This is a genomic window from Arthrobacter sp. AZCC_0090, from assembly GCF_014207375.1.
Taxonomy (GTDB): domain Bacteria; phylum Actinomycetota; class Actinomycetes; order Actinomycetales; family Micrococcaceae; genus Arthrobacter.
Window position 1 is genome coordinate 73,332 of the sequence record NZ_JACHEE010000012.1, and the last position, 13,420, is coordinate 86,751.

Consider the following 13,420-nt stretch of genomic DNA (forward strand, 5'->3'; position numbering starts at 1 on the left):
GATATTTCCTAACTAGAGGATGAAAGCTATGGTCTTGATGGCGCTCTCATTGTTGATGAGCAGCACCGTCTTCTTCACGAGTGAGAGTCCGTCTGCTGTGTGGCGCAGGCGGTAGAGGTAACGACCAGCCCAGACTGTGGTTGTGTACCGGTGTTCGAACAATGAGAAGTTTGCCGCGAGCTCGACCTCGCCGCCCTCGTCCGACAACACCTCGAAGTTGGTGAGCTGGCGCCGCATCTTGGATGGCGGAGTCTGCGAGTGACGCCGGCCGGAGAGCAACTGTGCGATGCGCGAGCCGATGCGATGGCGGTTGTCGAAGACGAACGACACCTGGGTCTGAGGGTCTTTGTGATCGCCCGTCGGAATCCAGTAGATGCCGTCATCCGCCCACAGCGACTCCCATTCCGCGTAGCGGTTTTCGTCCGCGAGGCGTGCCTCGTGGACAACGAAGTCGACGAGTTCTGCGGGCACGGAACCGGTAGGGGTGGCGATTGCCTGGATGTCAGTCATTGGAGGTCTCCGTCATGAGGGTGCGGTAGTGCTGCCACATGCCTCGCTGTGATGTCTCAGAGGTGCGGTCGTAGGAGGTGATGCCACGGGGCTCGATCTTCTCGGTGTCGAAGCCCCGGGCGAACAGCACCCACTCCGGCTCCTGGGCGTGTAGGCCGACTTGGTTGCGCTCGCCCATCTCGGCGTCGTCGGCGATGAGGAAACCCGCTGGCCCCATCGCGCCCTCGGTCTGGCGGATGATGCGCGCACTCATTTCCTCGGCGCCGAGCAGCTTGATCGGCGCCGTGTACTGGATCGTCTGCTCGACAGACAGCGGCTCGATATACATGACCTGCATTTCGGCCAGGAAGAGATTCGGCCAGATGAACGTATGTGGGGGGCCCTCGACGAGGATGTCGTGCGTCTTCTCCGGGCCGTGCAGTGCTTCCATGGCTTCGATGTAGTTGGGGACCCGGCTGCGGGGGATGCCGGAGAACCAGATGAACTCGCGGTCCTGTGCCTGGTACTCGGCCGTGTAGTCGACCTCGCTGTGCCCGCCGCCGAGGTCGCGCACCGCCACGCGCAGCTCGTCGGAGCTATAGTCCACCTTGGCCGGTTTGATGGCCTTGTACAGCGACTCGTGCACGAACAGCGGGTGGTATCCGTCGACCTGTACTTCGTTGACGACCTTCCAGTTGGCGTTGTTGTCGTGTTTCATCCAGCCGGCGGAAAGATCGATCCCGCCTGCCGGGGACATCCTGACGAGACGGTCGATCGCATCCTTTGCGTTGCCGAGGTAGTCCTCGAGGTCGCCCGCGTCGCCGGTCAGGTTCGCGAAGATGAACCCACCGTAGGTGCCGACCTGGGCAGCTTCGGCGAGGCCGAGCTCGCTGCGCAGCTCGCCCAGGGACTGCTCGTAGCCTCCGCGGAACGAGACGCCCTGGAGGCGCCCGTCGTTGCTGAAAGTCCAGCCGTGGAAGGAACAGCGGAACAACGTCGCGTTGCCGGCGTCGGACTGGCAGAGCATGTTGCCGCGGTGGGTGCAGCGATTGAGCATCACACGCACTTTGAGGTCCTTGCCGCGGGCGACGATAAGCGGCTGCCCGCCGATGCGGCGGCGTACGTAGTCGCCGGCCTCCGGAATTTCGCTCTCGTGCGCGACGAACACCCACTGGCTCTCATAGATGTCGCGCATCTCCTTCTGGAAGATGTCGGCGTCCGTGTAGAGCGAACCGTGCACACGATCGCGCTGGATGAGCTCCTCGTAATCGACGGCGTCCGCCGCCAGGCGGTCCTGCTCCAGTCGTATGGTCATTGTCCACTCCTATTCTCGTTATGTTCTTCAACTTGGATCCGCGGGATACGCGTCTCGCCGACGCTTACGAAAGTCAGCTTGACCTCGTCTCCCGTTTGGTAACTCAGCGCAGGCTCCCGGTCCGTCGATACGTAGAGGCGGTGGCCGGAGACGAGTTCGACCTCGATCACCGGGTAGGGCACCAAGGCCTTCACGAAGGTCTTCTCGATGCGATGCATCACGATTGACGCGATCACGGTGGCCTGGCTCGGCACCGATTCCCACACCGGGGGATCGGATGAGCCGTCCTGCTCGCAGCGGCCCTGATCGAAATCGAGCGGATGGCCGTTGGTGCAGAAGGGTAAGCGCAGGTCGCCGAGCGCCGCGCCATCCAGAAAAGTGCGCAACGGCTCGTCAGTGCTCGGAGCAGCGGCATCAAGCACCAGCCAGTCCTCCAGGGCCGCCTTCACCGGGGCACCTCGAGATCCAGGACAAGGGTCGAATGGTGCTCGAGCCGGCCGCCAACCGCCGCGATCGCGGCGACGCTCGCGTCAATCACCTGCCGTGCTCCGCCTGTGCCCCGCAGCTGGGTGATGGCCTCGATGACCGGCGTGACGCCCTGCAGGTAGTAGCTCGAGACCTGGCCGCCACCGGTGTTGGTCGGGATCGAGCCGCCGGGACCGGTCTGGCCGGCTCTCACGAAGTCGCCTGCGCCTCCGCGCTCCGCGTAGCCGAACGCTTCGAGCAGAATGAGAGGAACGAGGGTGAACGGATCGTAGACCTGCAACACATTCACGTCCGCTGCCGTCATGCCCGACTGGCCGAGCGCGTCGGCGAAGGCCTCGGCTGCGCCGACCGGCTCCCACGGCGAGACCGGGGCGTGGCGACGCCGTTCGATCGAACGCTGCGCGGCCCCGGCGATGTGCACGGCGCGGTGCCGCCCGGAGCCCGCACGGTCGGCGGTCGTGACTATGACGGCTGCCGCGCCGTTGACGGGACGGGCGCAATCGAGCCGACGCAGCGGCTCGGCAACGAATGGGCTGGCAAGATATTCGTCGTTCGTGAGGGTGGTGCGGGTTCTAGCGAACGTGTTGCCCTTGGCCCATTCGCGCTGAGCGACAGCGACCGCGCGCAGATCGTCAGCCGTGGCCGGGGTCTCCTGCAGGTAGTGGGCGGCGAGGAAGGCGTACGCGGCGACCGCCCCGAGCATTCCGCCGGACCGCTCCAGCCCACGCTGGCCGCGGGATCCGCCCATGGCGGCGAACGCGGCGCCGGACCCGACGCCAGGCCGCATCGCGGCATCCGCAAACAGCACCACGACGGTGTTCGCGCGGCCGGCGGCGATTGCCTGGCGGGCGAGGTCGATGAGAACAGAAAACGTTGTGCCCTTTGCGTTCAGTTCGTAGAGCAACCGCAGCTCGCCGAAGGCGCCCTGCCTGCCGATGTCGAGGGTGACCTTGTCGTCTGCGAGAAGCTCGTTGTGGTTAAGCAGCAGGCCGTCTATGTCCCCGATGGCGATTCCGGCGTCGGCACATGCCTCGTCGATGGCCCTGAGCGCGAGGGTGGTCGCGGTCGAGAAGTCGTCGCGCTCCGCGACGACCAGCCCGACCCCGGAGATCGCGGCCGCAGCAGTCACGATTGTGCCGACGCGGTGGTTGCGAAGAAGTCGGCCACGAGCTCGGTGAAGTCGCTTGCGCGTTCGATCTGCACCCAGTGTCCGCAGTGAGGGTAGACATGCAGCTGAGCATCGTCAATGTGCTCAAGCAGCTGGTACGAACTCTCGAGCGGGATGACCTGGTCCTCTCGCCCGTGCACAAGCAGCGTCGGCTGTTTGAGGCGGCCGAGGCGGTCGGCACCGAGCGCAAGTGCTTCGATCCAGCGCTGGCGGGGAGCCGGGAAGAGCGAATTCCAGCGCTTTGCCGCGCCGGGCTTGTTCGATGCCTCGAAGCGTGCGGCCGCGAGGGTCGATGGCAGTTTCGCTGTGTCGTGGGTGAACACATCGAGGAGATTGGCCATGCCTTCTACCGAAGGCTCATAGCCCCACACCGCTTCGAGACCCTCCGTGATCTTGAAGTCAGATCCGACGCTCCCCATGAGCACGATCCTCTCGACCAATTCTGGGTTCTCCGATGCCAGCCAGAGCGAAATCGCTCCGCCGAAGCTGTTGCCGACGAGGAGCACCCGGTCGACATTCAGTGTGCTGAGAAAGCTGGTGATGTGCTCGAGCCAGACCGGCAGAGTGGGCACGACGTCGTCGTCGATCTCGGTGTAGCCGAAGCCGACAATATCGGGCGCGATCACCCGATGGTTCTCTGCGAGCCGAGGCATGACAAGCCGCCAGTTCGCCCAGGCGGAGACGCCCGGTCCGGAGCCGTGCAACAGCAACACGACAGGTCCGGAACCGAGGTCATGGTAATTGGTCGTGAAGCGACCGTGGCGCAGCGCAAGGCCGATCTCCGGGTCTGCCACGGGGGACGCGGACGTGCTGGCTGCTGTGGTCATTATCTTCTTCCTTCTCTTCGTTGAGTGGTGTTCTGAGGAGCCAACCATCACGCGCAACGGGCCAGGTCGGCAACAAAGCTGTTCCACCGGCTGGAACAAAAACGTAGTGCGACATGTCAGCGGGAGGGGATCGGCTCGCTGTAGATCAGGCCCATGCCGGTGATCCATGGCACGACGGACTCATACGTGGACAACCCCGACGGCGCATCGGCGGCCGACCACGCTGCGAGCCAGGTCCGGATTTCGTGGGTTCCCGAACCGATCGAGTCGAGTTCGGTCCCTGTGATCGCACGCAGCGAGTCCCAGTCCGACGCAGACATCTGCCTGAGGAACCCGGCATCCCATTCAGGCCGGATGAGCTCGCCGGCCTTCTCCACGGTGCGGCGGGAGACTGCTTCGCGCTCCTCCTCGGACAGGCTAAGCATCTCCTTACTCATCGACGGTGGCGTGTGTGAAAGGCCGCCGGAGCCGACGAACAGGATGCGTTTGCCGGAGGTGGCGAGCGACGAGCCGACGGCGCGCGCAAAGTCCACGACCCGCTCGACCGGCGGCTGCGGTGCGCGGGCGCAGTTGATGACGATCGGCAGCGTCGGAATGGCGCCAAGGGTGCCAAACAGCTGAACGAAAGTCTGGCTGAAGCCGTGATCGAGGTGGATGTTGCTGCCAAGCGCGACGTCGAAGCCTTGGCCGAGAAGTGCCGTAGCAAGCGCGGTCGCTTCCTCGGCCGGCACATCATAGGCGTCTTTCGGTGTGCCCCAGTCGCCGTAGCCATCTGCCGAGGTGACGACCGTGAAGGCCGGCACGAGGTTGTCCAGGGCCCTGGCATGATCCGGGCCGAAGAACACGACGAGTTCCGGATCGAACTCCTGGATCGCAGACTTCGCTGTCTCGAGTGCGGCGAGAAAGCGCTCGCCCTCAGCCCCTCCGTCCACAGTGTCGATAAGGGGGCTGTGCGAGGCGCAGAACGCCATTGTGTCCGTCATGATTGGTTCCTCTCAGGGTTTCGAATGGTCGTCGTTACCAGATGTAGTCGCCACGAAGCAGAGTCTCGGTGCCGAGGTCGGCGAAGACCGTCTGGCCGAGGATCATCGAGTTCTCGGCTGACGCGAGCCAGACGAGCACCGCGGCGATCTCGCTCGCTTCGCCGATGCGGTCCTGCGGATTCGGCAGGTTAGCCAGCCAGCTTGCCGTGGCTTCGGGGGAGGCCGTGACATCAGTCGTCATCGCCGTCTTCACAGTGCCGGGCGCGACCGCATTCAGCAGGATGCCCGCTCCACCCCATTCCGCCTTGATGGCGTTCTGGCGCACCCATCGTGACACTGCGGTCTTCGACGATGAGTAGACCCTCGGCCGGCCTGTGTGGTCAGGTATGGATGCTTCAACGGCGGCCCGGGCCAGCGGCTCGTTTCGGGCGAGGGCGGCGTCGACGATTGCAGGGTCCTGCGGCGACACTGACGAAAGCGAGCTGACCACCGCGACGCGCGGCGCCGGAGACTTCGCGAGCAGCAGACGGAGGCCCTCGAGGAGTTCGACCGTGCCGAAGTAGTTCACAGAGATTGTGTCCGGAGCTGCGGCGCGCAGCCCTGCGCAGGTGATGACGCCGTCGAGCGAGTCGCCCGCAGCATTCTTGATGCTCTCGATGATCGCGGCGCGCCCTGACGGCGAGGCGAGGTCACCGGTGACGTCGGCATTGTGAAGGTCGACGCCGATCACACAGTGACCCTGCTCTTCGAGCAGCGCCTTCGTTGCCGCTCCGATCCCGGAGGCGGCTCCGGTCACTACGTATGTGCGGGTCATGCCGACTCGTCCCCTTCAGCCCGGGACAGGTACTCGAGGACGGATTGGTTGAACTCGCTTGCGGTCTCCCACTGCGGCCAGTGGCCCGCGCCCGGGATTACCTGCAGTTCGCCGTCGGGAGTGAGATCAGCGGCACGCGCAGCGTTCTCGACCGAGCCGCCAGGGTTGAACTCGCCCCATAGGTACAGCACAGGCGAACGCAGGGCTTGCAGACGGTCCACGGTGAGGCTGTACTTCACCCGATCGGGGGAATCGTAGGCGAGCATGTGGTGCAGCAGAGGGATCGTCTGGGCGGCCCCGGGCTGGGTGTAGAGGGCGAGGCGTACAGCGACGAGTTCCTCCGGGCATTTCGAGGGGTCATGAAACAGCAGGTGCAGCCGCTGGCGCACGGTGTCGCGGGTCGGGTCGGAGAGGCCGGAGCTGGTGCCGACAAACTTTTTCCGGCCGGCCGCTTCGTCCTCGTCCTGGCCCTCCGGCCAGCGGAAGACACCGCCCGTGCAGTTGACGATCCGCAGCACCCGTTCCGGGGTCTCGAGGGCGAGCCATGATGCAACCCACGCGCCCAGTGAGAGCCCGACGAAATGTGCCCGGGCGATGCCGAGGGCATCCATCACGGCCCGCACATGCGTCGTGTAGTCCGGCAGCACGTACTCGAGATCGGGCTTGGCCGTCAGCCCGTGCCCGACCATGTCGATCGCGATCACGCGAAATTGCTTGGCCAGTTCGCGCAGGTTGTTTGCCCACGCCTCGACGTGTCCGCCGGTGCCGTGAAGCAGGATGACGGGTTCGCCGCATCCCGCCTCCAGCACGCGGGTTTGCACCCCACCGGCATCCAGCATGCGAATCTCGCTGCCGAGCAGCGATTCCCAGAGCGTGCCCGCGTCGTCTGCGGCCTCGCCGCGGGGGACTGCTCCATCTGCTTCGAGCAGCGCCTTTGTCGCCGCTCCGGCGCCGGAGGCGTCTCCGGCCACTGCATACGTGTGCGTCATGCCGACACGCTCCTTTCATCCCGAGACGGATTCTCGAGTACGGATTGGTTGAATGGTCTTGCTGCCTTCCATCGCCGCCACTGGCTCGCGCCGGGGATCACGGACAGCTCGGCGTCAGGGCGTGAGCCCGTCAGCGCCCCTTTGCGGAAGCTGTGCTGACGCTGTCAGCCTCGTTCATGAAAGCGGAGCCGAATACTGCTCAATCTCGAACTCCAGACGGGCCTTCTGCCGCGCAGCCAAGACGTTAGGGGTGAGATCGGGACGCCGCTGGATCGCCCACTCCTCCGCGTCGATCAGAGCCCTGGAGCCGGGACTGAAGTGTGGAAAAACCTCGCTCGCTATCAGCTCGTACGAGCGATGCGTGTTCACGGGGTTCGCCCAGTCGTTCGCCCAGATGAGGTAGGTGCCGAAGCCCCCGGACAGGTCCTGCAGACGCTGGATTTGCGCGACGGCCTGCTCCGGTGTTCCTATCACGGCGAACCCGGCCTCGACGAGCGTCCTGGCCCAGGTGCCGGCCTTTCCCCCGATGGGGAGAATTGGCTGCGTGCTCACCTTCTCGTTGTAGTAGGCCCACTTCTCGATGCCCTCCGCGACATCCCGGTAGGCCTGCTCTTCTGTCTCCGCGACGTACATGGGCCCGACCACGCGCCAGTCATTGCGATCAACGGGCGTCCCGTAGCGCTGGTGCTGGTCCTCCATGATTTCCCAGTGCTCGGCGAGCACTGGGAAGCTGGCCGGCCGTGCGGGATTCATGGAAAGGAGTGGAACACCGAGCCGGCCGGCGAGCCGCGGACCGTTCGGCGTGATGGTCCCGGCGATGGCTAGGTCGAGTCCGGTCGCCTTATACGGCATGAGCTGCAGCGCTGCACGGTCGAGCCGGAACCAGTCGGTCGTCATCGAGACGCGTTCGCCGTCGAGCAACGCGAGGATCGCCTCGAGCGACTCCTCCATGCGGGTGCGAGTGTCGAGGGGGCTCACGCCGATCGCCTCAGAATCATAGGGTAGGGCCCCCGGTCCGACGCCCAGGATGATGCGGCCGCGAGAGAGGTGATCGAGCAGGACGAAGCGCTCGACGACGTTGAGCGGGTGGTGGTAGGGAAGCGAGACGACGCCGGCCCCAAGGCGGATGCGGTTGGTTCGGGCCGCCGCAAAGCTCAGGAGGATCTCCGGTGATCCGATGATCTCCCAACCGGTCGAGTGGTGTTCACCTACCCACGCTTCGTCGTATCCGAGTCGCTCCAGGTGCTCGATGAGCTCGACGTCCCGTTGCATGGCAAGGGTCGGATTCACCCGATTGGAGTGGGTCGGCGAGATGAAGGCCCCGAATTTCAGCGGCGATGCGGTGCTTGCCATGTGGCTGGGTTCTCCCTGGTGGGTTGACGATCTGTTCAGGCGATGGTGCCGGATGCGGGTCGTCAGACCAAGCGAAACGGTCCAGTGAGCGGCACGCCCATCAATATGCGATCGCGGGATGCGATACTTCCAGCTGCTCCGCGATCTTGCGCGCGGCGGTCCGCACTTCTGGAGCCAGCTTGTTCGGATCGAATCTGAATGTCGGAGTGACGATTGAGATCGCGCCGAGGACGACTCCGGCGCTATCGACAATCGGCGCAGCAACGCACGCGACGCCGAGGAACGATTCTTCGATTTCGATGCTGACACGGGTTTCCCGGATCTTCTGCAGCTGCTGGTTGAGCATGCCGGGGGTGATGACCGTGCGCGGAGTGCTGAGGGTAAGCGGATTGTTGAAGGTCGTATGCAGGGCCTCCCGTGGGGAGAAGGCGAGCATGGCCTTGCCGAGCGCGGTTGCGTGAGCGGGCTTGCGGTCGCCGACGTAGGTGGGGCAGTGTACAGCCCGGTGCGACTCGATCTTCTCGATGTAGACGATGTCCCGCCCATCGAGCACCGCGAGGTGCACCGTTTCCCGCAAGCGGGAGTGCATCTCGGTAAGGAAGGGGATCGCGGCCATCCTCAGGTGACGCTGCCGTTCTGCATGGCTGCCCCATTCGAACATCCGCAGTCCGAGACAGAAACCGTCGGCAACGCGGTCGAGCAGGCGGAGTTGCACGAGTTGGGCCGAGAGCCGGTGCACTGTCGACTTGGGCAGCCGCGTCTCCCGCGAGAGCTCTGCAAGGGAAAGTGGTCGGCCCGCCCGGCTTAGCGCCTCCAGCAGACTCAGGCCTCGTCCCATGACGGACTTGTCTTCGACGGGATGGTCAATGCCTTCCTGGCCATCCACAGTGCTGCTGGGACGCGATGCAATACCCGTCTTCATCTGAGTTCCTCCTTGAACTGACAAAAGGCACGACACTGTGGTTCTGGTTGGGGGCAGTCAAGTGTTACAACTGCGAAGTCACCCACAACTGTGAAACATATTACAGTAAGATCAACGGTAAAGGTGCCTCCAGGCGCAGGCCTTCCTGTCGGCGGCCGTTGAGATTGCTGCCGGGTTGGGGCGGGTCCTGGGTCGGCTCAGGCCGCTGATGGCTTTAGTACTAAAGGTCGAGCACCAGCCGAGGGCTCACGGCCCGCGAGACACACACCATCATGAGTTTGTTTGAGTCCCGTTCTTTCGCGGATAAAACGTGGTCCCGATGTTCGACGATCCCCTGGAGCACGACGGTCTCGCAGGTCGAGCAGATGCCTTCTTTGCAGTCGCTGTATATGTCCGCCCCGGCCGCCTCGAGTGCGTCGAGCACGGTCTGGTCGGCCCCGACGGTGATGGTGACGTCGGACTGGTCGAGATAGACCTCGAAGGATGTCTCCTCCTCGAAAGCAACCCCAGCCGCGTTATCGAACTCGATAAGCGGCAGAGCGGTGAATCGTTCGATGTGCAGCGTGTCTGGTGCCAATCCCTGGCAGGCGGCCTCGAGGTCGGCGATGAGCGATTCGGGTCCACAGCAGTAGACGAGGGTTCCCGGGGCCAGCCCGTCGATCAGGCTGTTGACGGCTGTTCTTCCGAGTTCCTCTTTCGGCGCCACGCGAGCTGCGTCGCCATAGGCCTCGAACTCGTCTATGAAAGCCATCGACGCCCGGGAGCCGCCAAGGTAGATGGCGGAGAAATCGCCGCCATCACTATGCACGCGCCGCATCATGGGCAAGATCGCGGTCACGCCGATGCCGCCCGCGATGAACATGTAGTGTTCCGCAGGCTCGAGTTCGAAGTGGTTTCTCGGCCCGAGCGCGGTGAGGATGTCGCCGACGGCGAGACACGAATGCACGTGGCGCGAGCCGCCCCGACCTGTTTCTTCGAGGAGAACCCCGATGCGATAGCTCGAAAGGTCGGCCGGGTTTGAGCAGAGCGAATACTGCCGGATCAGGCCGTCGTCGAGCACCAGGTCGATGTGGGCGCCCGGTTGCCACGCGGGCAGGCGTGCACCGTCGGGATCCGAGAATTCTATGGCGAGCACACCGGCGGCCCGGCTCTCGATGGACTTAACCTGCAGGCGCATGAACGGGCCGCCTCCTCTTTGTTGAGCTTGTTCCCCTTGAGAGTTGTTCAGTGGTGACTGCGAATCAAGGGTGGCGTTCCATTGAGCGAGACCTGATGTGTTCGCCGGGGCATTGTCTCGCTCAGTGGCACGCATCGCTTGCAACTGTCATACCACTGGTGAACGCTGAGAGCCGGATCGACGAGAGTACAGCAACGAGATGTACGAAAAGGAGTCAAGGATGACTGAGCGCGCGGAAACGCCTCCCGAAATAAGAATAGCGGCGCAATGGATTGCCGCGTTCGGAGACGCCCTCGAAGGCGAACCCGACGAGAGTGCCCTCCTTCGGCTCTTCATTGACGATAGCCACTGGCGGGATCTCGTGGCGCTCACCTGGGACACTCGTCAGGTCAGCGGACGATCGGAGCTCGTGGACCGGCTGATCTCCGCGACGGAGTGGGCGACCCCCAGGAACTTCCGTCTCGCACCGGGGTACAGCGCGCCGTCCCGACAGTCGCGCACGGGGCGGGACGTGATCGAGGCCTTCTTCGAATTCGACGTCGCATACGGTTCGGCTGTCGGCCTCGTGCGCCTCATCCCTGACGACCGGCCAAGCACCGGCGTGCGCGCCTGGATGCTGCTCACCCAGATCGAGTCCGTGGCCGGCTCCCCGAGCGTGAGGGGTGGCGAGCGTCCAGGCGGCGTCGGCTACGACAAGCAAGGCGGCAAGGTGACCTGGGCCAGCCGTCGAGCCTGGAAGCAAGCTTTTGCCGACCGCGAGCCAGATGTGCTCATCGTCGGTGGCGGGCAGGCCGGCGTCATGCTCGCCGCTCATCTCAACCGGCTCGGCGTGGACAACCTCATCGTGGATACGCACGGACGGGTCGGGGACAACTGGCGCACGCGCTACGACTCGCTGCAATTGCACAACCAGACGCACGTTGTGCAGTTTCCGTACCTGCCCTTTCCCAGCGTTTTTCCCGAGTACATCCCCAAGGACAAGCTCGCGAACTGGTTCGAGGACTATGTGGACGCCCTCGAAATCAACTTCTGGACCAACACCCCGTTCACTGGGGCCCGCTACGATGCGGCCGCCGGCCGCTGGAATGTTGAACTGAACCGGGATGGCCGGCCCCGTACCCTGCATCCACGACACCTCGTGATGACCACCGGTGGTACCGGCGTCATCCCGAACATCCCGGATCTTCCGGGTATCGAATCCTTCACCGGAAACGTCCTCCACTCGAAGGACTTCGTCTCGGGCAGCGAATACACGGGCAAACGTGTGCTCGTCGTCGGCACCGGGACGAGTGCCCACGATATCGCGTACAACCTCGACCTGCATGGTGCCGCGGGCGTCGCCATGCTTCAACGCGGCGCCGTTACGGTGACGAGCCTCGAGAGCGCCAACGATATCTTCGGCCTTTACTCCACCGGCATTCCGGTCCTTGAGGCTGACACGATCTCCGCCCTGGGCTGGGTCGGGCCAGTGCAGCGCGAAACCCTCCAAGCCGCAACGAAGCGCAACAACGACCGGGACCGGGATCTCCTTGCAGGTCTGACCGCGAGGGGCCTGCGCCTGGATGACGGCGAGGAGCAGACCGGGTGGGTCCGAAAATTCATCAGTCGCGGCGGCGGGTACTACATCGACGTCGGCGCCTCCCAACTCATCATCGACGGGCGGGTTAAGGTCCTTCAGACCGATGACGTCGAGCGCTTCGAAGGCTCGCAGATGATCATGCGCGAAGGCGCAACCCATGCCTTCGATGCCGTCATCATGGCCACCGGATTCAAGAACCAGGAGACCGCAACGCGCGAGCAACTGGGCGAGGAAATCGCCGATCGGATCGGCCGGATTGGCGGCTATGACGAGGAGCGCGAGGTGAACAATACGTGGCGCCCCACCGCGCAGCCCGGCCTCTGGTTCGGTTCAGGCAGCATCCAGTACTGCCGCACCTTCAGCCCGCTGCTCGCAATGCAATTGCTCGCCGAGCTGAGCGGTCTCGCGCCGTCGTACTCCGACCGCAGCGTCTTCCAGGCAGCGAACTGAAAGGGGATGGCGGCTTGCGAATCGGATCGATGACGGTCGAGACTGTCGTAGACGGCGAGACCCGGCGCACGGTGGATTTTCTCTACCCGGACGCACCCGCGGCCGAGAGGGCGGAAGCCGAGGCTTTCAGCGATGTCATCACCGGAGAGCTGGTGATGACGATCGGGTCCTATGTCGTCCGTCATGGAAACCGCTTGGTCCTCTTCGATGCCGGCGTTGGCTCCCAGCCGACAGGATCCTTCATCGGAGGAGCCCTGCGCTCGGGCCTCCTCGCGCGCAACATTGCGCTGGATGAGATCACTGATGTCATCTTTACCCACTTGCATGCGGATCATATCGGCTGGGCCACGCAGAACGGAGTTCCGTTCTTCCCGAACGCCACGTACCGCTGCGATCGACGCGACTGGGACCACTTCATGTCGCCCGACTACGAGATAGAGCCTTGGGAGGCTGCGTCGACCCACCCGGAGTTCGACGCAGCACAGGTCCGTCTCGCGCCGCTGGCCGGCCGGATGGAATTTTGGGAGGGGGACGCCGAAATTCTCCCCGGCATTTCGGCGATCGACGCCGCGGGCCACACCCCGGGGACGAACGCCTTCCTCCTGGAGTCGGACGGCGAAAGTGCCATGCTGCTCGGAGATGTTGTCCATTCGATCCACGAGTTGCTCTTCGGCTGGCGGTTTCCCGTTCACCACGACAGCCAGGCAGCGCTTGACGCGATCGCCCGAGTCAGGGCACTGCTGGTCGACCTTAACATCCCGTGCTCCGCGGCCCACTTCACTGGGATGTCTTGGGGCAGGGTGCTGGATTCGGGCGACAGATTCCTCTGGGAAGCGATTAATTGACCACGACGGCCATGAAGAGATGG

The 13,420-nt window shown here is 64.2% G+C and carries 13 protein-coding genes; 2 read left to right on the forward strand and 11 right to left on the reverse strand.

Annotated elements, in window-relative coordinates:
• Positions 1 to 12: 12 nt before the first annotated feature.
• The 11 genes from HNP00_RS17860 to HNP00_RS17910 all read right to left on the reverse strand — a co-directional run bounded on the left by HNP00_RS17860 (position 13) and on the right by HNP00_RS17910 (position 10,523).
• Positions 13 to 510 carry an aromatic-ring-hydroxylating dioxygenase subunit beta gene (locus tag HNP00_RS17860; protein WP_184741069.1) on the reverse strand — a complete coding sequence of 166 codons (498 nt, stop codon included), beginning with the start codon at positions 508 to 510 and terminating at the stop codon, positions 13 to 15.
• Entirely contained in the window at positions 503 to 1,804 is a 1,302-nt protein-coding gene (locus HNP00_RS17865; protein WP_184741070.1) for a Rieske 2Fe-2S domain-containing protein, read from the reverse strand. Before HNP00_RS17865 ends, HNP00_RS17860 begins: the two co-directional genes overlap by 8 nt.
• Positions 1,801 to 2,253: a 3-ketoacyl-CoA thiolase gene (locus HNP00_RS17870; protein ID WP_184741071.1), complete on the reverse strand. Its 453-nt coding sequence runs from the start codon at positions 2,251 to 2,253 to the stop codon at positions 1,801 to 1,803. Before HNP00_RS17870 ends, HNP00_RS17865 begins: the two co-directional genes overlap by 4 nt.
• Entirely contained in the window at positions 2,250 to 3,419 is a 1,170-nt protein-coding gene (locus tag HNP00_RS17875) for a thiolase family protein (protein ID WP_184741072.1), read from the reverse strand. The genes HNP00_RS17870 and HNP00_RS17875 overlap by 4 nt, the downstream gene beginning before the upstream one ends.
• Positions 3,416 to 4,285 (reverse strand): alpha/beta fold hydrolase, encoded by an 870-nt coding sequence (locus HNP00_RS17880; RefSeq protein ID WP_184741073.1) that lies wholly within the window; start codon positions 4,283 to 4,285, stop codon positions 3,416 to 3,418. The genes HNP00_RS17875 and HNP00_RS17880 overlap by 4 nt, the downstream gene beginning before the upstream one ends.
• A 116-nt stretch (positions 4,286 to 4,401) precedes the next feature.
• The gene (locus tag HNP00_RS17885; RefSeq protein ID WP_184741074.1) at positions 4,402 to 5,268 is read right to left on the reverse strand and encodes a 3-carboxyethylcatechol 2,3-dioxygenase; all 867 of its coding nucleotides are present in this window, start codon (positions 5,266 to 5,268) and stop codon (positions 4,402 to 4,404) included.
• Positions 5,269 to 5,302: 34 nt separating this feature from the next.
• Entirely contained in the window at positions 5,303 to 6,082 is a 780-nt protein-coding gene (locus tag HNP00_RS17890; RefSeq protein WP_184741075.1) for an SDR family oxidoreductase, read from the reverse strand.
• Complete coding sequence (locus HNP00_RS17895; protein ID WP_184741076.1) at positions 6,079 to 7,071, reverse strand: alpha/beta fold hydrolase; 993 nt, start codon at positions 7,069 to 7,071, stop codon at positions 6,079 to 6,081. Before HNP00_RS17895 ends, HNP00_RS17890 begins: the two co-directional genes overlap by 4 nt.
• Positions 7,072 to 7,245: 174 nt before the next feature.
• Positions 7,246 to 8,424: an LLM class flavin-dependent oxidoreductase gene (locus tag HNP00_RS17900; protein ID WP_184741077.1), complete on the reverse strand. Its 1,179-nt coding sequence runs from the start codon at positions 8,422 to 8,424 to the stop codon at positions 7,246 to 7,248.
• A gap of 100 nt (positions 8,425 to 8,524) precedes the next feature.
• On the reverse strand, positions 8,525 to 9,346 hold the full coding sequence (locus HNP00_RS17905) for an IclR family transcriptional regulator (protein ID WP_184741078.1): 822 nt from the start codon (positions 9,344 to 9,346) through the stop codon (positions 8,525 to 8,527).
• A gap of 220 nt (positions 9,347 to 9,566) precedes the next feature.
• Complete coding sequence (locus HNP00_RS17910) at positions 9,567 to 10,523, reverse strand: PDR/VanB family oxidoreductase (RefSeq protein WP_184741079.1); 957 nt, start codon at positions 10,521 to 10,523, stop codon at positions 9,567 to 9,569.
• Between the two features lie 220 nt (positions 10,524 to 10,743).
• On the opposite strand from HNP00_RS17910, the gene HNP00_RS17915 reads away from it, so the two are divergent.
• Together HNP00_RS17915 and HNP00_RS17920 are read left to right on the forward strand one after the other, a co-directional pair.
• Positions 10,744 to 12,552, forward strand: a complete 1,809-nt coding sequence (locus HNP00_RS17915; RefSeq protein WP_184741080.1) for an NAD(P)/FAD-dependent oxidoreductase — start codon at positions 10,744 to 10,746, stop codon at positions 12,550 to 12,552.
• A 29-nt stretch (positions 12,553 to 12,581) separates the two neighbouring features.
• On the forward strand, positions 12,582 to 13,397 hold the full coding sequence (locus tag HNP00_RS17920; RefSeq protein ID WP_184741081.1) for an MBL fold metallo-hydrolase: 816 nt from the start codon (positions 12,582 to 12,584) through the stop codon (positions 13,395 to 13,397).
• Positions 13,398 to 13,420 lie beyond the last annotated feature (23 nt).

Excerpts from the sequence above, each read along its gene's own strand:
- HNP00_RS17860 (WP_184741069.1), bottom strand. The coding sequence starts at position 510 with ATGACTGACATCCAGGCAATCGCCACCCCTACCGGTTCCGTGCCCGCA.
- HNP00_RS17865 (WP_184741070.1), bottom strand. The coding sequence starts at position 1,804 with ATGACCATACGACTGGAGCAGGACCGCCTGGCGGCGGACGCCGTCGAT.
- HNP00_RS17880 (WP_184741073.1), bottom strand. The coding sequence starts at position 4,285 with ATGACCACAGCAGCCAGCACGTCCGCGTCCCCCGTGGCAGACCCGGAG.
- HNP00_RS17885 (WP_184741074.1), bottom strand. The coding sequence starts at position 5,268 with ATGACGGACACAATGGCGTTCTGCGCCTCGCACAGCCCCCTTATCGAC.
- HNP00_RS17890 (WP_184741075.1), bottom strand. The coding sequence starts at position 6,082 with ATGACCCGCACATACGTAGTGACCGGAGCCGCCTCCGGGATCGGAGCG.
- HNP00_RS17895 (WP_184741076.1), bottom strand. The coding sequence starts at position 7,071 with ATGACGCACACGTATGCAGTGGCCGGAGACGCCTCCGGCGCCGGAGCG.
- HNP00_RS17900 (WP_184741077.1), bottom strand. The coding sequence starts at position 8,424 with ATGGCAAGCACCGCATCGCCGCTGAAATTCGGGGCCTTCATCTCGCCG.
- HNP00_RS17905 (WP_184741078.1), bottom strand. The coding sequence starts at position 9,346 with ATGAAGACGGGTATTGCATCGCGTCCCAGCAGCACTGTGGATGGCCAG.
- HNP00_RS17910 (WP_184741079.1), bottom strand. The coding sequence starts at position 10,523 with ATGCGCCTGCAGGTTAAGTCCATCGAGAGCCGGGCCGCCGGTGTGCTC.
- HNP00_RS17915 (WP_184741080.1), top strand. The coding sequence starts at position 10,744 with ATGACTGAGCGCGCGGAAACGCCTCCCGAAATAAGAATAGCGGCGCAA.
- HNP00_RS17920 (WP_184741081.1), top strand. The coding sequence starts at position 12,582 with ATGACGGTCGAGACTGTCGTAGACGGCGAGACCCGGCGCACGGTGGAT.